At 73.3% G+C, this 14,547-nt stretch carries 12 protein-coding genes; 4 read left to right on the top strand and 8 right to left on the bottom strand.

The features are described 5' to 3' along the window. The first annotated feature begins 89 nt into the window (after positions 1–89). Positions 90–1,253: a radical SAM family heme chaperone HemW gene (gene hemW, locus RC1_RS14165; protein WP_012568111.1), complete on the top strand. Its 1,164-nt coding sequence runs from the start codon at positions 90–92 to the stop codon at positions 1,251–1,253. Between the two features lie 60 nt (positions 1,254–1,313). On the opposite strand, the gene RC1_RS22540 is transcribed toward hemW, so the two are convergent. After that, positions 1,314–3,749: an AMP-dependent synthetase/ligase gene (locus RC1_RS22540; protein ID WP_083759328.1), complete on the bottom strand. Its 2,436-nt coding sequence runs from the start codon at positions 3,747–3,749 to the stop codon at positions 1,314–1,316. Between the two features lie 274 nt (positions 3,750–4,023). Here RC1_RS22540 and RC1_RS21830 point away from each other — a divergent pair, with 274 nt between their 5' ends. Next, complete coding sequence (locus RC1_RS21830; protein ID WP_184446339.1) at positions 4,024–4,443, top strand: hypothetical protein; 420 nt, start codon at positions 4,024–4,026, stop codon at positions 4,441–4,443. Between the two features lie 53 nt (positions 4,444–4,496). Continuing rightward, entirely contained in the window at positions 4,497–4,850 is a 354-nt protein-coding gene (locus RC1_RS21835) for a hypothetical protein (RefSeq protein ID WP_012568115.1), read from the top strand. A gap of 15 nt (positions 4,851–4,865) precedes the next feature. Here the strand turns inward: RC1_RS21835 and RC1_RS14185 are convergent, their stop codons facing one another. After that, positions 4,866–7,268 carry a patatin-like protein gene (locus RC1_RS14185; protein ID WP_012568116.1) on the bottom strand — a complete coding sequence of 801 codons (2,403 nt, stop codon included), beginning with the start codon at positions 7,266–7,268 and terminating at the stop codon, positions 4,866–4,868. 249 nt (positions 7,269–7,517) lie between these two features. Here RC1_RS14185 and RC1_RS14190 point away from each other — a divergent pair, with 249 nt between their 5' ends. Continuing rightward, a complete protein-coding gene (locus tag RC1_RS14190) occupies positions 7,518–8,465 on the top strand; it encodes a methylated-DNA--[protein]-cysteine S-methyltransferase (protein ID WP_041786560.1) in 948 nt (315 codons plus the stop codon). A gap of 7 nt (positions 8,466–8,472) precedes the next feature. Here RC1_RS14190 and RC1_RS14195 read toward each other — a convergent pair whose 3' ends face one another. The 6 genes from RC1_RS14195 to RC1_RS14220 all read right to left on the bottom strand — a co-directional run bounded on the left by RC1_RS14195 (position 8,473) and on the right by RC1_RS14220 (position 14,547). Then, positions 8,473–9,087 carry a demethoxyubiquinone hydroxylase family protein gene (locus RC1_RS14195; RefSeq protein ID WP_012568118.1) on the bottom strand — a complete coding sequence of 205 codons (615 nt, stop codon included), beginning with the start codon at positions 9,085–9,087 and terminating at the stop codon, positions 8,473–8,475. A gap of 159 nt (positions 9,088–9,246) precedes the next feature. Next, a complete protein-coding gene (trmB, locus tag RC1_RS14200) occupies positions 9,247–9,951 on the bottom strand; it encodes a tRNA (guanine(46)-N(7))-methyltransferase TrmB (RefSeq protein WP_012568119.1) in 705 nt (234 codons plus the stop codon). 124 nt (positions 9,952–10,075) lie between these two features. Then, complete coding sequence (gene metK, locus RC1_RS14205) at positions 10,076–11,239, bottom strand: methionine adenosyltransferase (RefSeq protein WP_012568120.1); 1,164 nt, start codon at positions 11,237–11,239, stop codon at positions 10,076–10,078. Positions 11,240–11,424: 185 nt separating this feature from the next. Beyond that, the gene (locus RC1_RS14210; protein ID WP_012568121.1) at positions 11,425–11,874 is read right to left on the bottom strand and encodes a helix-turn-helix domain-containing protein; all 450 of its coding nucleotides are present in this window, start codon (positions 11,872–11,874) and stop codon (positions 11,425–11,427) included. Between the two features lie 112 nt (positions 11,875–11,986). Then, complete coding sequence (gene lnt, locus RC1_RS14215) at positions 11,987–13,603, bottom strand: apolipoprotein N-acyltransferase (protein WP_012568122.1); 1,617 nt, start codon at positions 13,601–13,603, stop codon at positions 11,987–11,989. Further along, the gene (locus RC1_RS14220; RefSeq protein WP_012568123.1) at positions 13,600–14,547 is read right to left on the bottom strand and encodes a hemolysin family protein; all 948 of its coding nucleotides are present in this window, start codon (positions 14,545–14,547) and stop codon (positions 13,600–13,602) included. Before RC1_RS14220 ends, lnt begins: the two co-directional genes overlap by 4 nt.

Genomic DNA, 14,547 nt, shown 5'->3' on the forward strand with positions numbered 1-14,547 from the left:
CGGCGGTGCGGGCGATGCCCATCTGGCCCGGGCGGGACGTCCCCCCGCCCGGGCTGCCCCGCCCTGCCGTTCCTGCCTGCCGTGAGAGCATGTCCGTTCCGTCCGATCCCGGTTTCGCGCTCTACGTCCACTGGCCGTTCTGCGCCTCGAAATGCCCGTACTGCGACTTCAACTCCCATGTGCGGGAGGGGATCGACCAGGAGCGCTGGCGCGCGGCCCTGCTGCGCGAGCTGGACCATTTCGCGGCGCTGGCGCCGGGCCGGCGGCTGACCAGCGTCTTCTTCGGCGGCGGCACGCCGTCGCTGATGGCGCCGGCGACGGTGGAGGCTCTCCTGCGCCGGGCGGACGGGCACTGGGGCCTGCCGGCGGGGACCGAGGTGACGCTGGAGGCCAACCCGACCAGCGTGGAGGCCGGCCGCTTCCGCGACTTCCGCGCGGCCGGGGTGAACCGGGTGTCGCTGGGCATCCAGGCGCTGGACGACGCCGACCTGCGCCGGCTGGGCCGGCGGCATTCCGCAGCCGAGGCGCTGGGGGCGATCCGGCTGGCGCGGGCCGCCTTCGACCGTTTCAGCTTCGATCTGATCTATGCCCGCCCCGGCCAGACCGTCGCCGCCTGGAAGCAGGAGCTGGCCCGCGCCCTGGACGAGGCGGTGGGGCACCTGTCACTGTACCAGCTCACCATCGAGGAGGGGACGCAGTTCCACACGCTGCACGAACGCGGCGAGCTGGTGCTGCCCGACGAGGACACCCAGGGCGAGCTGTACGAGGAGACGCAGGCGCTGCTGGAGGCGGCCGGCCTGCCCGCCTACGAGGTGTCGAACCATGCCCGCCCCGGCGAGGAGAGCCGGCACAACCTGACCTACTGGCGCTACGGCGACTATGTCGGGGTCGGTCCCGGCGCGCACGGGCGCCTGACCCTGACGCAGGGCAAGGTCGGCACCCGCACCCACCGCGCCCCCGACATCTGGCTGGAGCGGGTGGAGCGGGACGGCACGGCGGCGAAGCCCTTCGAGCCGATCGGGCCGCAGGAGCGGCTGGTCGAACTGCTGATGATGGGGCTGCGCCTGCGCGAAGGCGTGCCGCTGGACCGGATCGCGGCGGAGTCCGGCCGGCCCGCGGCCCAGGCCCTGGACCCGGACAGGCTGGACGGGCTGCGGCGCCACGGGCTGCTGGAGACCGCGGACGGCCGCCTGCGCGCCACGGCGGAGGGGCGCACCCGGCTGAACGGCGTGCTGCGCGCGCTGCTGGCCTGACCCGGACGGCTTTCCCGACAGGACGCGGGGTCCGGGGATGTCCCGGCCCCCGCCCCTCCGTCAGTCGTAGAGCTGCTCGATCGTCTCCCGACACTGCTGCACGACCAGCGTCCGCTTGACCTTCATGGTCGGCGTCATCAGCCCGTTCTCGATCGTGAACGGGGTCGGCAGCAGGCGGAACTTGCGCACCCGCTCGATCGAGGAGAGCTGGCTGTTCGCCCGGTCCACCGCGGCGGAGATCAGCCGGCGGAAGCCGGCGTCGGCGCACAGGGTGGAAAGGTCCGGCGGCAGCCCGCGCCGCCGCGCCCACTCGGCCGCGATCTCCGCATCGGGCACCAGCAGCGCCACGATGTAGGGCCGCTTGTCGCCGCAGACGACGGCCTGGGCGATCTCCGGCTCCAGCATCAGGCACCCCTCCACCCGGGCGGGCGAGATGTTGTCGCCGCCGGAGGTGACCAGGATGTCCTTCTTGCGGTCGGTGATGACGATGCGGCCGCGGCTGTCCAGGTGGCCCACGTCGCCCGTGTGCAGCCAGCCGTCGGCCAGCGCCCGCTCCGTCGAGGACGGATCCTGCCAGTAGCCCAGCATGACGTTGGGCCCGCGCGCCAGGATCTCCCCGTCCTCGGCGATGGTCACCTCGCAGCCCTTCACCGGCGGGCCGACCGTGTGGTGCGCCGTCATGCCGAAGCGGTTGACGCTGATCAGCGGCGCCGCCTCCGTCTGGCCGTAGCCTTGCAGCAGCGGGAAGCCCAGGGCGTGGAAGAACAGCCCCACGTCCGGGTTCAGCGCGGCCCCGCCGGAAACCAGCGCCTTGATCCGGCCGCCCAGCTTCTCCCGCACCTTGGCGCGGACCATGGTCTCCATCAGGTCGTCCACCGGCTGCTTCCAGACCGGCAGCGTGCCGCCGTTGCGGTAGCGTTCCTTGCCCAGCGCCAGCGCCAGATTGAACAGCCGTTCCTTGACGCCGCCCTGGCGCTCCACCTCGCGGGTGATGCGCTGCTGCACGACCTCCATCAGGCGGGGCACGACCAGCACGATGCTGGGCTTCACCTCGTTCAGGTTGGTGCCGATCTTCTCCACGCCTTCGACATAGGCGATCTCGGCCCCCAGGCTGATGGGGAAGAACTGGCCGCAGGAATGCTCGTAGGCATGCGACAGCGGCAGGCAGGAAAGAAAGACCTCCTCCTCCAGCCCGATCTCGGCCAGCACATGGTAGGCGCCGATGCAGTTCGCCAGCACCGCCCGGTGGCTCAGCATGACGCCCTTGGGCGCGCCGCCGGTGCCGGAGGTGTAGATGATGCAGGCCAGATCGTCCGGCCCGCCGTCCATGGCCAGCGCCACGGGATCGACCGGCGCCGGCCCGGCGGACGCTTCCGGCCCGGCGGCATCGGCCTCGCTCCCGGCGGCGGCCTCCGCCCGGGCCACGGCCATCCGTCCCGCCTCCGACAGGGGGGCGGCCAGCGGCATCGTCAGCGGATCGGCGTCGGTGTCCGCGGGGCCGTCCGTCTCCGCGCGGGCGCCGGGGTCCTCGGGCCAGTGCTCCCCCGTCGGGGGCTCCGCATCGGCATCGGCCGCGTCCTCCGGCGCCGTCCGGACCACGGTTACCGTGGCGGCCTGCGCCGCTGCGACCGGGGCGGCCTGCGCCGCCGTGACCGGGGCGGCCTGCGCCGCTGCGACCGTGGCGGCCTGCGCCGCCGGGGCCGTGGCGGCCTGCGCCGCCGCATCGGCCTGGGGCACGGCCTCGGGGTCCGTCCCGGCCGATGCGGCCTGTGCCGGTTCGTCGGGATCGGCCCGCATCCTCTCTTCCGGGTCGGCCTGCGCCAACTCGTCGGGATCGGCCTGCGCCATCTCTTCCGGGTCGGCCTGCGCCTCGGCGGCCGCCACGGCCTCGCGGGCGGCGGCGGGCGGGACGGTGGGGCGGGGATCGGCCATCGCCGCCTCCCCCTCCTCGTCGGGGCGGGCCAGCGGCCGGGCCAGCGGGCGCGGCCGGGCGGCGTCGGCGGCGGCCAGCATCTCCTCCCAGGGGACGAGATCCACCTGCGGCTCGTGCTGCACCTCGCTCCAGCCCAGCGCGACCAGGGTGCGGAAGCCGGGCACCTCCGCCGCGGCGGCATAGACACGGCGCATCAACTGCTGCCCGGAGACGATGGCGACCGTGCTGCCGCTGTTCTTCAGGACATGCACGTAGTCGGCCACGGAGATCGTCGTGTAGGCGGGCACCGTGACCGCGCCCAGCGACATGATCGCCAGATCGGCGATCAGCCATTCGGGCCGGTTCTCCGCCACCAGACAGACGCGGTCGCCCCGTCGCACGCCCAGGGCCGCCAGACCCCGCGCGGCGCGCACGACCTGGTCCGCCACCGATCTCCAGGACAACTGTTCCCATTGACCGTCACGCTTGACCCGCAGCATCGGTCTGTCGCCCATGCGCGCGGCCTGGTCGAAGAACATGGCGGGCAGCGTGGGCCATTGCTCAAAACGCGGTACGACCGGCATGCGGTTCACTCCTGGCGGATTCTCTCCATCCTTCGGCGTCACTCTTCTGCCGGAACAGCCGGGCGCCTTTCGAGGTGCCGTAAAATGCCGTTCTCAACTCCGCCGGGCAAGTGTCGGATCGGTCGTTTGGAGTAGGCGGGCTTCCGTGTCACCGCTAGAATTGCCGCACCCCGCCCAGCGGGCGGGCCCCAATACAGGTGCATTGCAGCAAAGGTCGTTCATGAACACTGTTCCTGTACATGCCCGGTCGCCTATACATGCCATGGCGCGGTGCATGATGCGGCGCCCTGTCCGGATACTGTCCGGCCTTGCCGGGGCCGCGCTGCTGCTGGCGCCGGCCGTGGCCGCGGCGGACGGAAGCTGCGCCGCCCTGTCCTGCGCCATCGGCAAGCGCGCCTGGGCGCATATCGACGCCCGCCACTGCCGCACCTGCGACAGCCTGACCCCGAAGAACAGCGAGTTCACGGGCGCCTACTGCGGCGGGGCGGAGGACGCGCTGGAACTCTGCCGGGCGGTGCTGGCGGCCGCGGACTGCACCGCCGCCACCCAGCGCAACGGCCGCATTGCCGCCACCGCCACCCTGGACCGGGTGGCCGGCAAGCTGCGCCGCGGCTGCACCGACACGCGCCGGGCCACGGTGATCCTGGAAAAGGACGGGCGCACCGTCGTCACCCAGTTCCCGGGCGATCCCTGAGCGGACACCGGACCATCGACGGGCGGAAGAGGGCGCGGAAAAGGAGACGGAGCATGGGTGCGCGCGGTGTGTGCCAGACGGATGCGGACGGGACCCCGGTGCCGGAGGCGGGGGAGATCTGGCTCCCCACCCCGGTCTGGTCGGACCTCTACGACCGGGTGACGGATGATCCCCGCCTGCCGCTGCTGCGCCGCATCTGGCAGGACCAGTGGGGGCCGGAGGGCGATGTCCGGATCGACCCGGACGACCTGCCCGCCCTGCGCGCGGAGGCGGCGGCCCTGCTGGCCGCTCTCGCGTCCGCGCCGGCCGGCGGAGCGGGGGAGGGCACGGATTTCCTGCGGGCGCTGGACGGCTTCGCCGCGGATGCGGCGGCGGCCGGGCGCGGTCTGCTGTTCGTGGCCGACTGAGGCCCGGAGGCGGCCTCAGGCTCCCGCCGCCGCCGCGGCCGCCACCCAGCTTTCCGCCAGGGCCAGGACCCGGCGGCCCAGGCGGCAGCGCTCGCCCTCCAGCACGGCGCGGAAGGCGCGGTGCTTGGCGGCGGCGACCGTGCCCGCGTCCAGCACGCCCGGCCCGGCGGCGTCGGCCAGCAGGTCGATGGCCCGCTCCGCCGCGTGCAGCCGGCCCAGCAGGTAGTCGTGCTCGCGGTCATGGCGGCTGAAGAAGGCGCCGAAGCTGTTCAGCCGCGCCCCCTGGAGCCGCAGCGGCGCCCCGGCGGCCCGCAGCAGGCGGGCGTCGGGCGGGCCGATGCGGTCCACCTTGATCTCGTGGAACTCCTCCAGCTCCCGCCAGCCGCTGGTGGCGAAGGCCAGCACGTCCCAGAAGGCGAAGCCGACATAGGCGGTGAACAGTTCCGCCCGCGCCGCCGCGCCCAGATAGTTCAGGCCCATCAGGCAGAACAGCTCGTCCGTCCGGCGCGACTGCCCCTCCAGGTCCAGCGCCACGGCGACCGCCCGCAGCACCCGGTCCAGCAGGTCCGGGTCCGGCGGGCCGTTGGCGGCGACCACGGCGCGGGCGGCCAGCGCCCGCTCCTCCGGCCCCAGGGGCAGGCCCTCGGCCAGGACGTGCAGCCCCTCCAGCGTGCCGTACAGGGCGGACTTCAGCTCGTCCAGGTCCTGCGGGCGGGTCTCGGCGAAGCCGCCGTCCCCCGCCAGCCCGTACAGCCGGTTGACCTCGCGCACGACGAAGCGCAGCCGGCGCCGCCGGAACTCCACGTCGAAGTCGCGCAGGAACCCGACCCAGGGCGGCTCCGCCCCGGCGGCATCGCTTCCGCCTCCCGTTGCATCTGCGGTGATGCCGCGGGACGCGGCCCAGGCGTCCAGCGCCCGGCGCAGCCGCGGCACCGCCTCCCCGTCCGGGTCCAGCCCGGCCAGCCGGGCCAGCAGGGCGGCCAGCCCGTCCAGCACGCGGCCGATCTTCAGGCGCAGATAGGCCTCGTAGGCGAAGCCGGCATCGGCCGCGGCCAGACTGCCGGCCGCATCGCGCCAGCCGCGCATCTGCGCATAGGTCGGGGCCTCCGGCGGGGTGCCGCCCAGCACCCGCGCCACCAGCGCCTCCACCCGCGGCCGCGCGCCCTCCAGCACGCCGCGCAGCCGCGCCACCCGCGCGTTGCGCTCGGCGATGGCGGCCAGCTCGTCGCGCACCGGCTCGTTGCGGGGAATGTCGGACAGCGCTCCCTTGAGGGTGCGGAAGAAGCCCGGCGGCGCGCGCCGGCCGTTGTCGCCCGGCGGGGCCGGGTTGGGATCGACATAGACGATGCGGCGGTCCACCTCGCGGAAGGCCGGCCGGCCGGCGATGGCCGCCAGCGCCGCCGCGAAGGGCTTGTTGTTCAGCACGCTGCCGTCGATCAGGCTGGCCTGGGCGGGATCGCCGCCGGCCTCCGGGGCGGGGAAGCACACCTCCAGGAAGCGGGCACGGGCCGGCCAGTCCAGCCCCGCCGCCGCCAGCACGCGGTCGAGCTGGGCAAGCTGCGCCGGCGGGAAGGCGCCGGGGAACGACGCCGTGGCGCGGGCGGCGAAGGCCAGACCCGGCACGCTGTCCAGGTCGAAGTCCGTGATCCCCTCGCCCTCGGCCGGGCGGCGGTACTCGAAACGGAACAGCCGGCGGTGCTCGCGCTCCTCGATCAGCGGCGGATCGTGCGCCGCGATGATCTGGCGGAAGCCGTGGAAGTCCGTCACCGTCACGATCAGCGACAGCGGCATCCCCGGCGGCAGCAGCGAGGCCGCGGGCGTGGCCGGCACCCCCATGGCGCAGGCGGCCTCCAGCAGCATCTCCAGCAGCCGGTCGCCGCTGAAGGGCGGCTGGAACCAGCGCGAGCGGACGAACAGCGACAGCTTGCCCCGCGCCTCCGCGTCCGGCGCGAGGCTGCGGGAGCGGCCCAGGGCCAGCCAGAGCAGGGGCCGCAGGAACCACTTGCTCCAGGCCCGCGCCCGCCGGTCGGGGGCCAGCAGGCGGGTGACGTCGGCATTCTCCAGCCAGAGGTCGGTCAGCGGGTCCAGCGGCAGGTCGTGCGCCAGCCCGCGGGCCAGGAAGACGCCGTTGATGCCGCCGGCGCTGGACCCGGCCACGGCATCCACCACCACCCGCAGGTCCAGCCGCCGGCCGATCCGCTCCAGCAGGTCCAGATAGACCGCCCCGCTGCCGGCCGGCGGGCCGATGCTGGCGGTGCTGCCGTCGCCGGGGGCGTCGCCGGTGCCGTCGCCGGGGGCGTGGCGGCGCTGCGAGGCCTTGACCAGGGTCAGCAGTTCCTTGGTCACCCCGTGCATGTAGACGGCCAGACTGACCCCGCCGTAGCAGACCAGCGCGATGCGGAGTTCCTTCTCCTTCACGCGACACCCCCCGACAGGCCCGGCCCAGACACTTCCCGCCAGCCAGTGTCGGGTGCCCCCGCAACGCCGTCAACGGCGGCGCCGGACGGAAGCGGAGCGCAGGTTCCGGGTGGGCCGGGGCCGCCGCCGGGATCATCCTGCCGTTCCAGGCCCCACCCCAGGCCCCCATCCCAGGCCCCCATCCCAGGGAGGACCCCGCCCGTGCCCTGCGCTATGATCGACCGCCCGCAGCCCGTTTCCCGGTCCCGCATGATCCCTGCCGCCGACCTCCCCTTCGCCGGGTCCCCGCTCGCCGCGCCGGTCCCGGAGGACGATCCGGCCGCCGACCGGCTGGTCGCCGCCGCCATCGAGCGGCTGGCGCGGGACTGGCAGGCGCCGCCCGACCTGGACGCGCTGGCCGCGGAAGCGGGGATGAGCCCGGGGCACTTCCAGCGGGTCTTCAAGCGCCGGGCCGGCATCAGCCCCAAGCGCTTCGCCCAGTTCGTGACGCTGGGCCATGCCCGCCGGCTGCTGCGCGAAGGGGCGGCGGGCGGGCTGCTGGGGGCGTCCCTGGATCTCGGTCTGTCCGGCCCGTCGCGGCTGCACGACCTGTTCGTCGTGGCCGAGGCCGCCACTCCCGGCGAGTACAAGGCGGGCGGGGCCGGCGTGGCGATCCGCTACGGCTTCCACGACGGCCCGCTGGGCCGGGTGCTGCTGGCGGCCACGGGCCGTGGCCTCTGCTTCCTGGGCTTCGTCCCGGAGGGGGAGGAGGCGCGCGGCCTGGCCGAACTGCGGCAGGACTGGCCGGGGGCTTCGCTCACGGAGGACCCGGCCGCCACCGCCCCGGCCGCGGCGGCCATCTTCGGTCCCGTCCACGATGGCGGCCTTGATGGCGGCCGCCCCGATGGCGGCGGCCGCGCCGGCGGACCGCTGACGCTGCATCTGCGCGGCACGAACTTCCAGATCAAGGTCTGGCAGGCGCTGCTGGAAATCCCCTTCGGCCGGGTCGCCACCTATGCCGACGTGGCCCGCAGCATCGGCCACCCGACCTCCGCCCGCGCCGTCGGCAATGCGGTGGGGGCGAACCGGGTGTCCTTCCTGATCCCCTGCCACCGGGTGATCCGCGGCACCGGCGTGCTGGACAACTATCGCTGGGGTCCCGTGACGAAGCGCGCCCTGCTGGCCTGGGAGGGGGCGACGACGGCGACGGGCCGGTAGGGGCCTACTACAGCCGGCGCGCCACGGCGACCCCGGCACGGGACCCGGCGACGGCCAGTGCCGCCAGCAGCCGGGCGACCACGCCGGGGCGGCAGGCCAGCCGGCCGGCATCCCGGCTGTGGCGGGCCTCGTCCTCCCGGCAGGCCTGCATCAGCGCGATCAGCGCCTCCGGCGCGCCCAGCCGGCGGGACAGGGCGATCTGTCCGGCATAATGCCCGTCCACCCAGCTCTCCACCGCCCCGACGACGGCGTAGAACGCCTCCGGCCCCACCCGCGCCGGCAGCCACCCCATCAGCCGTCCGGCGGCGCGCCAGACGGGCAGGATGCGGCTGCGCCGTCCCGGGGGCAGCAGGTCGGACCAGAGGCGGAGATGCACGGCCTCCACCGTCCGGTGGCTGCGGGCGAAGGTCAGCAGGTCGGGGTCGCGGCTGGCGCCGGCGACGCCGTCATAGAGGGCGACGGCCACCGTCTCGCCGACATGGCTCGCCCGCAGCTCCCGCCGCAGCGCGGGCGGCAGGGCGTCCACGTCGATGTCGGGGGCCGTCAGCCCGACGGCATCGGACGGAAAGCCGCTGTAGGGCGACCCGTCCCCACCGTGCGCCGCCGCCTCGTCCTGCCCCATCGCGTCTCCCCCTTGCCATCCGGGATGCGTCGCCCCGATTGCCGGATGCCCGGGAAACGCAAGGAACGGCGAGACGGGTCCGGGCTCCCCCGTCGCGCGGGGCGCGCGCTCGGGCAGGCTACCGCGGACGGGTGGCAGGACAGGTATCGGGCGGACGGCTCAGCGCGGGCGGCGGCGGAAGCGCAGGAAGACGGGCTTGCGCCCGGCCTCCACCGCCTTCTGCTCGTAGCGGGTCTGCGGCCAGTCGTCGGGCCGGACGCGCCAGTCCTCCGGCCGGCGGGCCAGCCACTCGAAGTCCGGATGCCGCCAGGTGTGCTCCAGCATCCAGCGGCAGAGCTGCCAGTCGTCCGTCGCCAGCCGCAGTTCCGCCCCGTCCTTCAGGACCCGGGCCAGCCGCGGCAGGTTGTCGGGGCCGATGAAACGGCGGAAGGCGTGGCGCAGCTTCGGCCAGGGATCGGGGAACAGGACGAAGACACGGCCGACGCTGGCGTCGGGCAGCGCGTCCAGCACCGGCCGGGCATCGTCCGGCACGATGCGGACATTCTCCAGCCCGCGCGCCTCGACATGCTGCAACAGGCTGGCGACGCCGTTGACGAAGGGCTCGCAGCCGATCAGCCCGACACCGGGGTTCGCCGCGGCCTGCGCCGCCAGATGCTCGCCGCCGCCGAAGCCCACTTCCAGCCAGAGATCGGACACGGGGTGCTGGAACAGCCGCGCCGGCTCGATACGGCCGCCGTCGGCGGGAATCTCCAGCCGCAGCGCGGGCAGCAGCGTCTCCAGCAGGTCGCTGCGGTGCCGGCGCAGCGGCCGGCCGCGCCGGCGCCCGTAGAGGATCATGCGGGGCTGGGAGATCTCGTCGGTCATGCGCAGGTTCTAGCCGGGCGCCGGGGCAGGGCGCAAGCGCAGGGGGGCAGCGCAGCAAGGGGGGAAACACGAACGGCCCGCCGGGGGACCGGCGGGCCGTCGCAGACAGTCCCGGAAGACGGGATCAGAAGGCGCGGCGCAGCGCGTCCACCAGATCCGTCTTCTCCCAGGAGAAGCCGCCGTCCGCGTCCGGCTCGCGGCCGAAATGGCCGTAGGCGGCGGTGCGGGCGTAGATCGGGCGGTTCAGCTTCAGGTGCTCGCGGATGCCGCGCGGCGACAGGTTCATGAGCTGGCGCAGCACGTCGGACAGCTTGTCCTCGTCCACCTGGCCGGTGCCGGCCGTGTCGATGTAGACCGACAGCGGGTAGGAGACGCCGATGGCGTAGCTGAGCTGGATGGTGCACTTCCGGGCGAGACCGGCGGCCACCACGTTCTTCGCCAGATAGCGGGCGGCGTAGGCGGCCGAGCGGTCCACCTTCGTCGGGTCCTTGCCCGAGAAGGCGCCGCCGCCGTGCGGGGCGGCACCACCGTAGGTGTCCACGATGATCTTGCGGCCGGTCAGGCCGGCGTCACCGTCCGGGCCGCCGATGACGAAGCGGCCGGTGGGGTTCACGTAGAACGTGTCCTCCGGGCACATCCAGCCGTCGGGCAGCACGTCCAGCACATGCCGGCGGACCGCCTCCCGGATCTCCTCCTGCGGCACGCTTTCGGAATGCTGGGTGGAGACCACGACGGAGGTGGCGCGGACCGGGCGACCGTCCACGTACTGCAGGCTGACCTGGCTCTTGGCGTCCGGGCCGAGCCAGGAAAGTGCGCCGGAATGCCGCGCCTCGGACAGGCTCTTCAGGATGGAGTGGCTGTAGAACAGCGGGGCGGGCATCAGCGCCGGCGTTTCGTCGCAGGCATAGCCGAACATGATGCCCTGGTCGCCGGCACCCTCGTCCTTGTCGGTCCCGGCATCGACACCCATGGCGATGTCGGCCGACTGCTGGTGCAGGTGGCAGGTGAACTCGAACTTCTCCCAGTGGAAGCCGTCCTGTTCGTACCCGATGTCCTTCACCGCATGGCGCGCGACCGTCTCAACCTGGTCCAGCGCCGCCTTCGGGCCGCGCACCTCGCCCGCGATCACGACGCGGTTCGTGGTGGCGAGCGTCTCGCAGGCGACGCGGGCGTAGGGGTCGTGCGTCAGGAATAGATCGACAACGGCGTCGGAGATCCGGTCGCAGACCTTGTCCGGATGCCCTTCCGCCACGGACTCGCTGGTAAAGACGTAGTTAGACTTGGCCACGGGTGTCTCGACCTTTGCTGTTGTGGCGGGCGCCGCCGATGGGAACCGCCGCCCGGAGAAAGGACCGGGCGGGCTGTTCTCGCAATCTTGGGAAAGGCGGTCAAGGGCCAAGCGGTGCGCGCCTTCGGCGCGGGAGTGTTGCTCCTTGCCGGCCAGCCCGTCCACTGTCCGCGCCCGAGCGCGGGTCAGGCGGTCTCGGCCGATGCGTGAGCCACGGCCTTGGTCAGCTCGAAGATGCGCTTGCGCACCGCCGGCTCGGTGATCCGGTAATAGGCGCGGACCAGCTCCAGCGTCTCGCGCTTGGCCATCGGATCGGGCTCGCCGTCCGCCTGGGCCTGCTCCGCCGTGCGCGGCGCGTCGTCCGACGGCATGTCGTCGAAGAAGAAGGAGACGGGAACGTCCAGCACGCGCGACAGGTCGTAGAGACGGGAAGCGCCGATGCGGTTGGCGCCGCGCTCATACTTCTGGACCTGCTGGAAGGTCAGGCCGATGGCTTCACCCAGCTTTTCCTGGCTCATGCCGAGAAGGGTACGCCGCAGGCGCACGCGCGATCCGACATGGACGTCCACAGGATTGGGTTTGCCTAGTTTGGGTCGGCCGCCGCCACCACGACGGCCCCGAGTTGCGGTCTGCATCGCCTCAACCTCCAGTGAATGGTCAACCGGAAGCTAGCCCACACGATCGTATGCGTCAAGGGAGCGGGGCCGCAGAAGGCGGCATGCCAGCATGGGCAATCCTGCTGGACTTCTACGTCTTCCGGGCGAAAAAACCAATCAGGATCAGCATGCCCAGGAGGGTTAAGGCGAAAAACAGATCGCCGTACTGTACGTAAGGTGTACCCCCCTCATGCGCTGCGGGCAGGGCTGCATCCAGCACACCCGTGCTGCCCAGCGCCAGCCGGCCGACCGTGCGGCCATAGGGGTCCACCACGCCGGAAATGCCGGTGTTGGCCGCGCGCACCAGCGGCATGCCCTCCTCCACCGCCCGGGTCAGGGCGATGGCCCAGTGCTGGTGCGGCCCGGCCGTCTCGCCGTACCAGGCGTCGTTGGTCAGGTTCAGCAGCCAGGCCGGCCGCGGCCCCGCAACCGCGGGGGCGGGTGTCACGGCGGCGGGGAAGATCACCTCGTAACAGATCAGCGGGCTGAACGGCGGCAGGCCGGGCAGCGCCAGGGTCCGCGGCCCCGGGCCGGGGCTGGTGTCCATGCCGACCGCGGCCACCGCCTGCATCCCCGCCGGCAGCAGGAAGCGGAAGGGCAGGTACTCGCCGAACGGGACCAGATGGAACTTGTCGAAGCTGGCGACGATGGCGCCGCCGGCATCGACGGCGACCATGCTGTTCGTCACCGTATAGGCGCCGTCGCGCAGACCCAGGCGCGGGATGCCGGTCAGCAGAAGCCCGCCCGGCGGTACCGCCCGGGCGATCACCTGGGTCACCCAGCCGTCGCGCTCGGGGAAGAAGGGCACCGCCGTCTCCGGCCAGACGACATGGGTCACGCGCTCCCGGCCGGGGGCGGCGGACAGCTCCAGGTGGCGGCGCAGATTGTCCTCCCGCGCCTCCCGGTCCCATTTCAGGGTCTGCGGGATGGCGGGCTGCACCAGCCGCAGCACCACGCCCTCGACGCTGCGCCCCTCCGTCCCGGCCATGCGCCAGCCGCCCCAGGCCGCCAGCACCGCCAGCAGCACCAGCGCCGCCGCCGGCGGGCGCCAGCGGCCGTCGGCCAGGGTCGTGGCCAGGGCGGCGGCCGCCACCGTGAGCAGGCTCAGCCCGTAGATGCCGACGACGGAGACGGACTGCAGCACCGGCAGGACCGCGGTCCAGGCATAGCCTGTCAGGTTCCAGGGGAAGCCCGTGGCGACATGGCCGCGCAGCCACTCCAGCACCGCCCAGGCCACGGCGAAGGCCAGCGCCTCGGCCACCCCGGTCAGGCGCAGGCGAAGCCGGACCCAGCCGTGCAGCAGGGCCGCCAGGGCGGGGAAGAAGGCCAGCAGCGCCGGCAGGCCGCAGACGGCGACGGGCACGGCCCACCACCAGCGGCCGATGTCGGTCCAGAGCGCGACGCTGATCCAGTAGAGGCCGAAGACGAAATGACCGAAGCCGAACCACCAGCCCGTCCAGAAGGCGCGGCCGCGCAGCAGCCTGCCGTCCCGCTCCGCCCCGCGCAGCAGCAGGACCAGGACCGGGAAGGCCAGCCAGAGCAGCGGTACGAGGTGCGCCGGCGGCAGCGCCGGTACGGCCACGGCCCCGGCGGTGAAGGCGACGGCGTAGCGGCGCCAGCCGGCGAGCGCCGGCAGCGCGCGCACAAAACGGACCACCCGGTCGCCCAGCGGGGCGCCGGCGGCCGGGACGGTCAGCGGATCGGTCACGGGAGGGCGGCTCCCGCGCCGGCACCGGCAGCGGCCACCGGCCCGGGGGCGACGGCCTGGAGGTTGCGGACCCGCAGCCGCTTGATCCGCCGCGGGTCGGCGTCCACGATCTCGAACTCCAGGCCGGACGGATGCTTCAGCAGCTCGCCCCGGGCCGGCACCCGGCCGGCGAGGGAGAAGACGAGACCGCCCAGCGTATCCACGTCCTGCAGCTCGTCCTCCTGGAAGACACGGCCGACCTGGGATTCGAAATCCTCGATGGGCACGCGGGCATCGGCGATGACGCTGCCGTCGGGCCGTGCGACCACGCGCGGTTCGATGTCCTCGTCGTGCTCGTCCTCGATCTCGCCGACGATCTCCTCGACCAGATCCTCGATGGTGACCAGCCCGTCGATGCCGCCGAACTCGTCCACCACCAGCGCCATGTGCTGGCGCGTCTGGCGCATGTGCAGCAACAGGTCCAGCACCGGCATGCTGGGGGCCACGATCGGCACCTCGCGGGTGATGGCGGCCATGTCGAAGGGTTTCTGGTTGGCGACGCAGGCCAGCACGTCCTTGATGTGGACCATGCCGATGACGTCGTCCAGCGTCTCGCGGTAGACCGGCATCCGGCTGTGCGCCTCCAGCGAGAAGCGCCGGATCAGGTCGGGCAGGCCGATGTCGGCCGAGACGGCGACGATGTCCGCCCGCGGCACCATCGCATCCACGACGGTGCGGTCGCGCAGCTTGAGGATGTTCGCCAGCAGCGTCCGCTCGCTGGCGCCGATCGAGCCTTCGGCGGCATCGCCGTTCTCTTCGATCAGCTCCTCGATCGTCTCGCGCAGCGTGTTGTCGCCGCGCCCGCCGAGAATGGCGCGCAGCCATCCCCGGAAATGGTGGGAGAGGGAGGTGGTATCGTCGGCCCCGTCATCGCGGGGCGATCGACTGTCGCTGAGGTCGGCCAT

It is taken from the genome of Rhodospirillum centenum SW (assembly GCF_000016185.1).
Classification (GTDB): Bacteria; Pseudomonadota; Alphaproteobacteria; order Azospirillales; family Azospirillaceae; genus Rhodocista; species Rhodocista centena.

Bases quoted from the DNA above. Each gene is read 5' to 3' on its own strand.
- RC1_RS14210 (WP_012568121.1), bottom strand. From the start codon at position 11,874: ATGCAGACCGCAACTCGGGGCCGTCGTGGTGGCGGCGGCCGACCCAAA.
- hemW (WP_012568111.1), top strand. From the start codon at position 90: ATGTCCGTTCCGTCCGATCCCGGTTTCGCGCTCTACGTCCACTGGCCG.
- RC1_RS14190 (WP_041786560.1), top strand. From the start codon at position 7,518: ATGATCCCTGCCGCCGACCTCCCCTTCGCCGGGTCCCCGCTCGCCGCG.
- trmB (WP_012568119.1), bottom strand. From the start codon at position 9,951: ATGACCGACGAGATCTCCCAGCCCCGCATGATCCTCTACGGGCGCCGG.
- RC1_RS21835 (WP_012568115.1), top strand. From the start codon at position 4,497: ATGGGTGCGCGCGGTGTGTGCCAGACGGATGCGGACGGGACCCCGGTG.
- RC1_RS21830 (WP_184446339.1), top strand. From the start codon at position 4,024: ATGATGCGGCGCCCTGTCCGGATACTGTCCGGCCTTGCCGGGGCCGCG.
- RC1_RS14195 (WP_012568118.1), bottom strand. From the start codon at position 9,087: ATGGGGCAGGACGAGGCGGCGGCGCACGGTGGGGACGGGTCGCCCTAC.
- RC1_RS22540 (WP_083759328.1), bottom strand. From the start codon at position 3,749: ATGCCGGTCGTACCGCGTTTTGAGCAATGGCCCACGCTGCCCGCCATG.
- RC1_RS14220 (WP_012568123.1), bottom strand. From the start codon at position 14,547: ATGGCCGACCTCAGCGACAGTCGATCGCCCCGCGATGACGGGGCCGAC.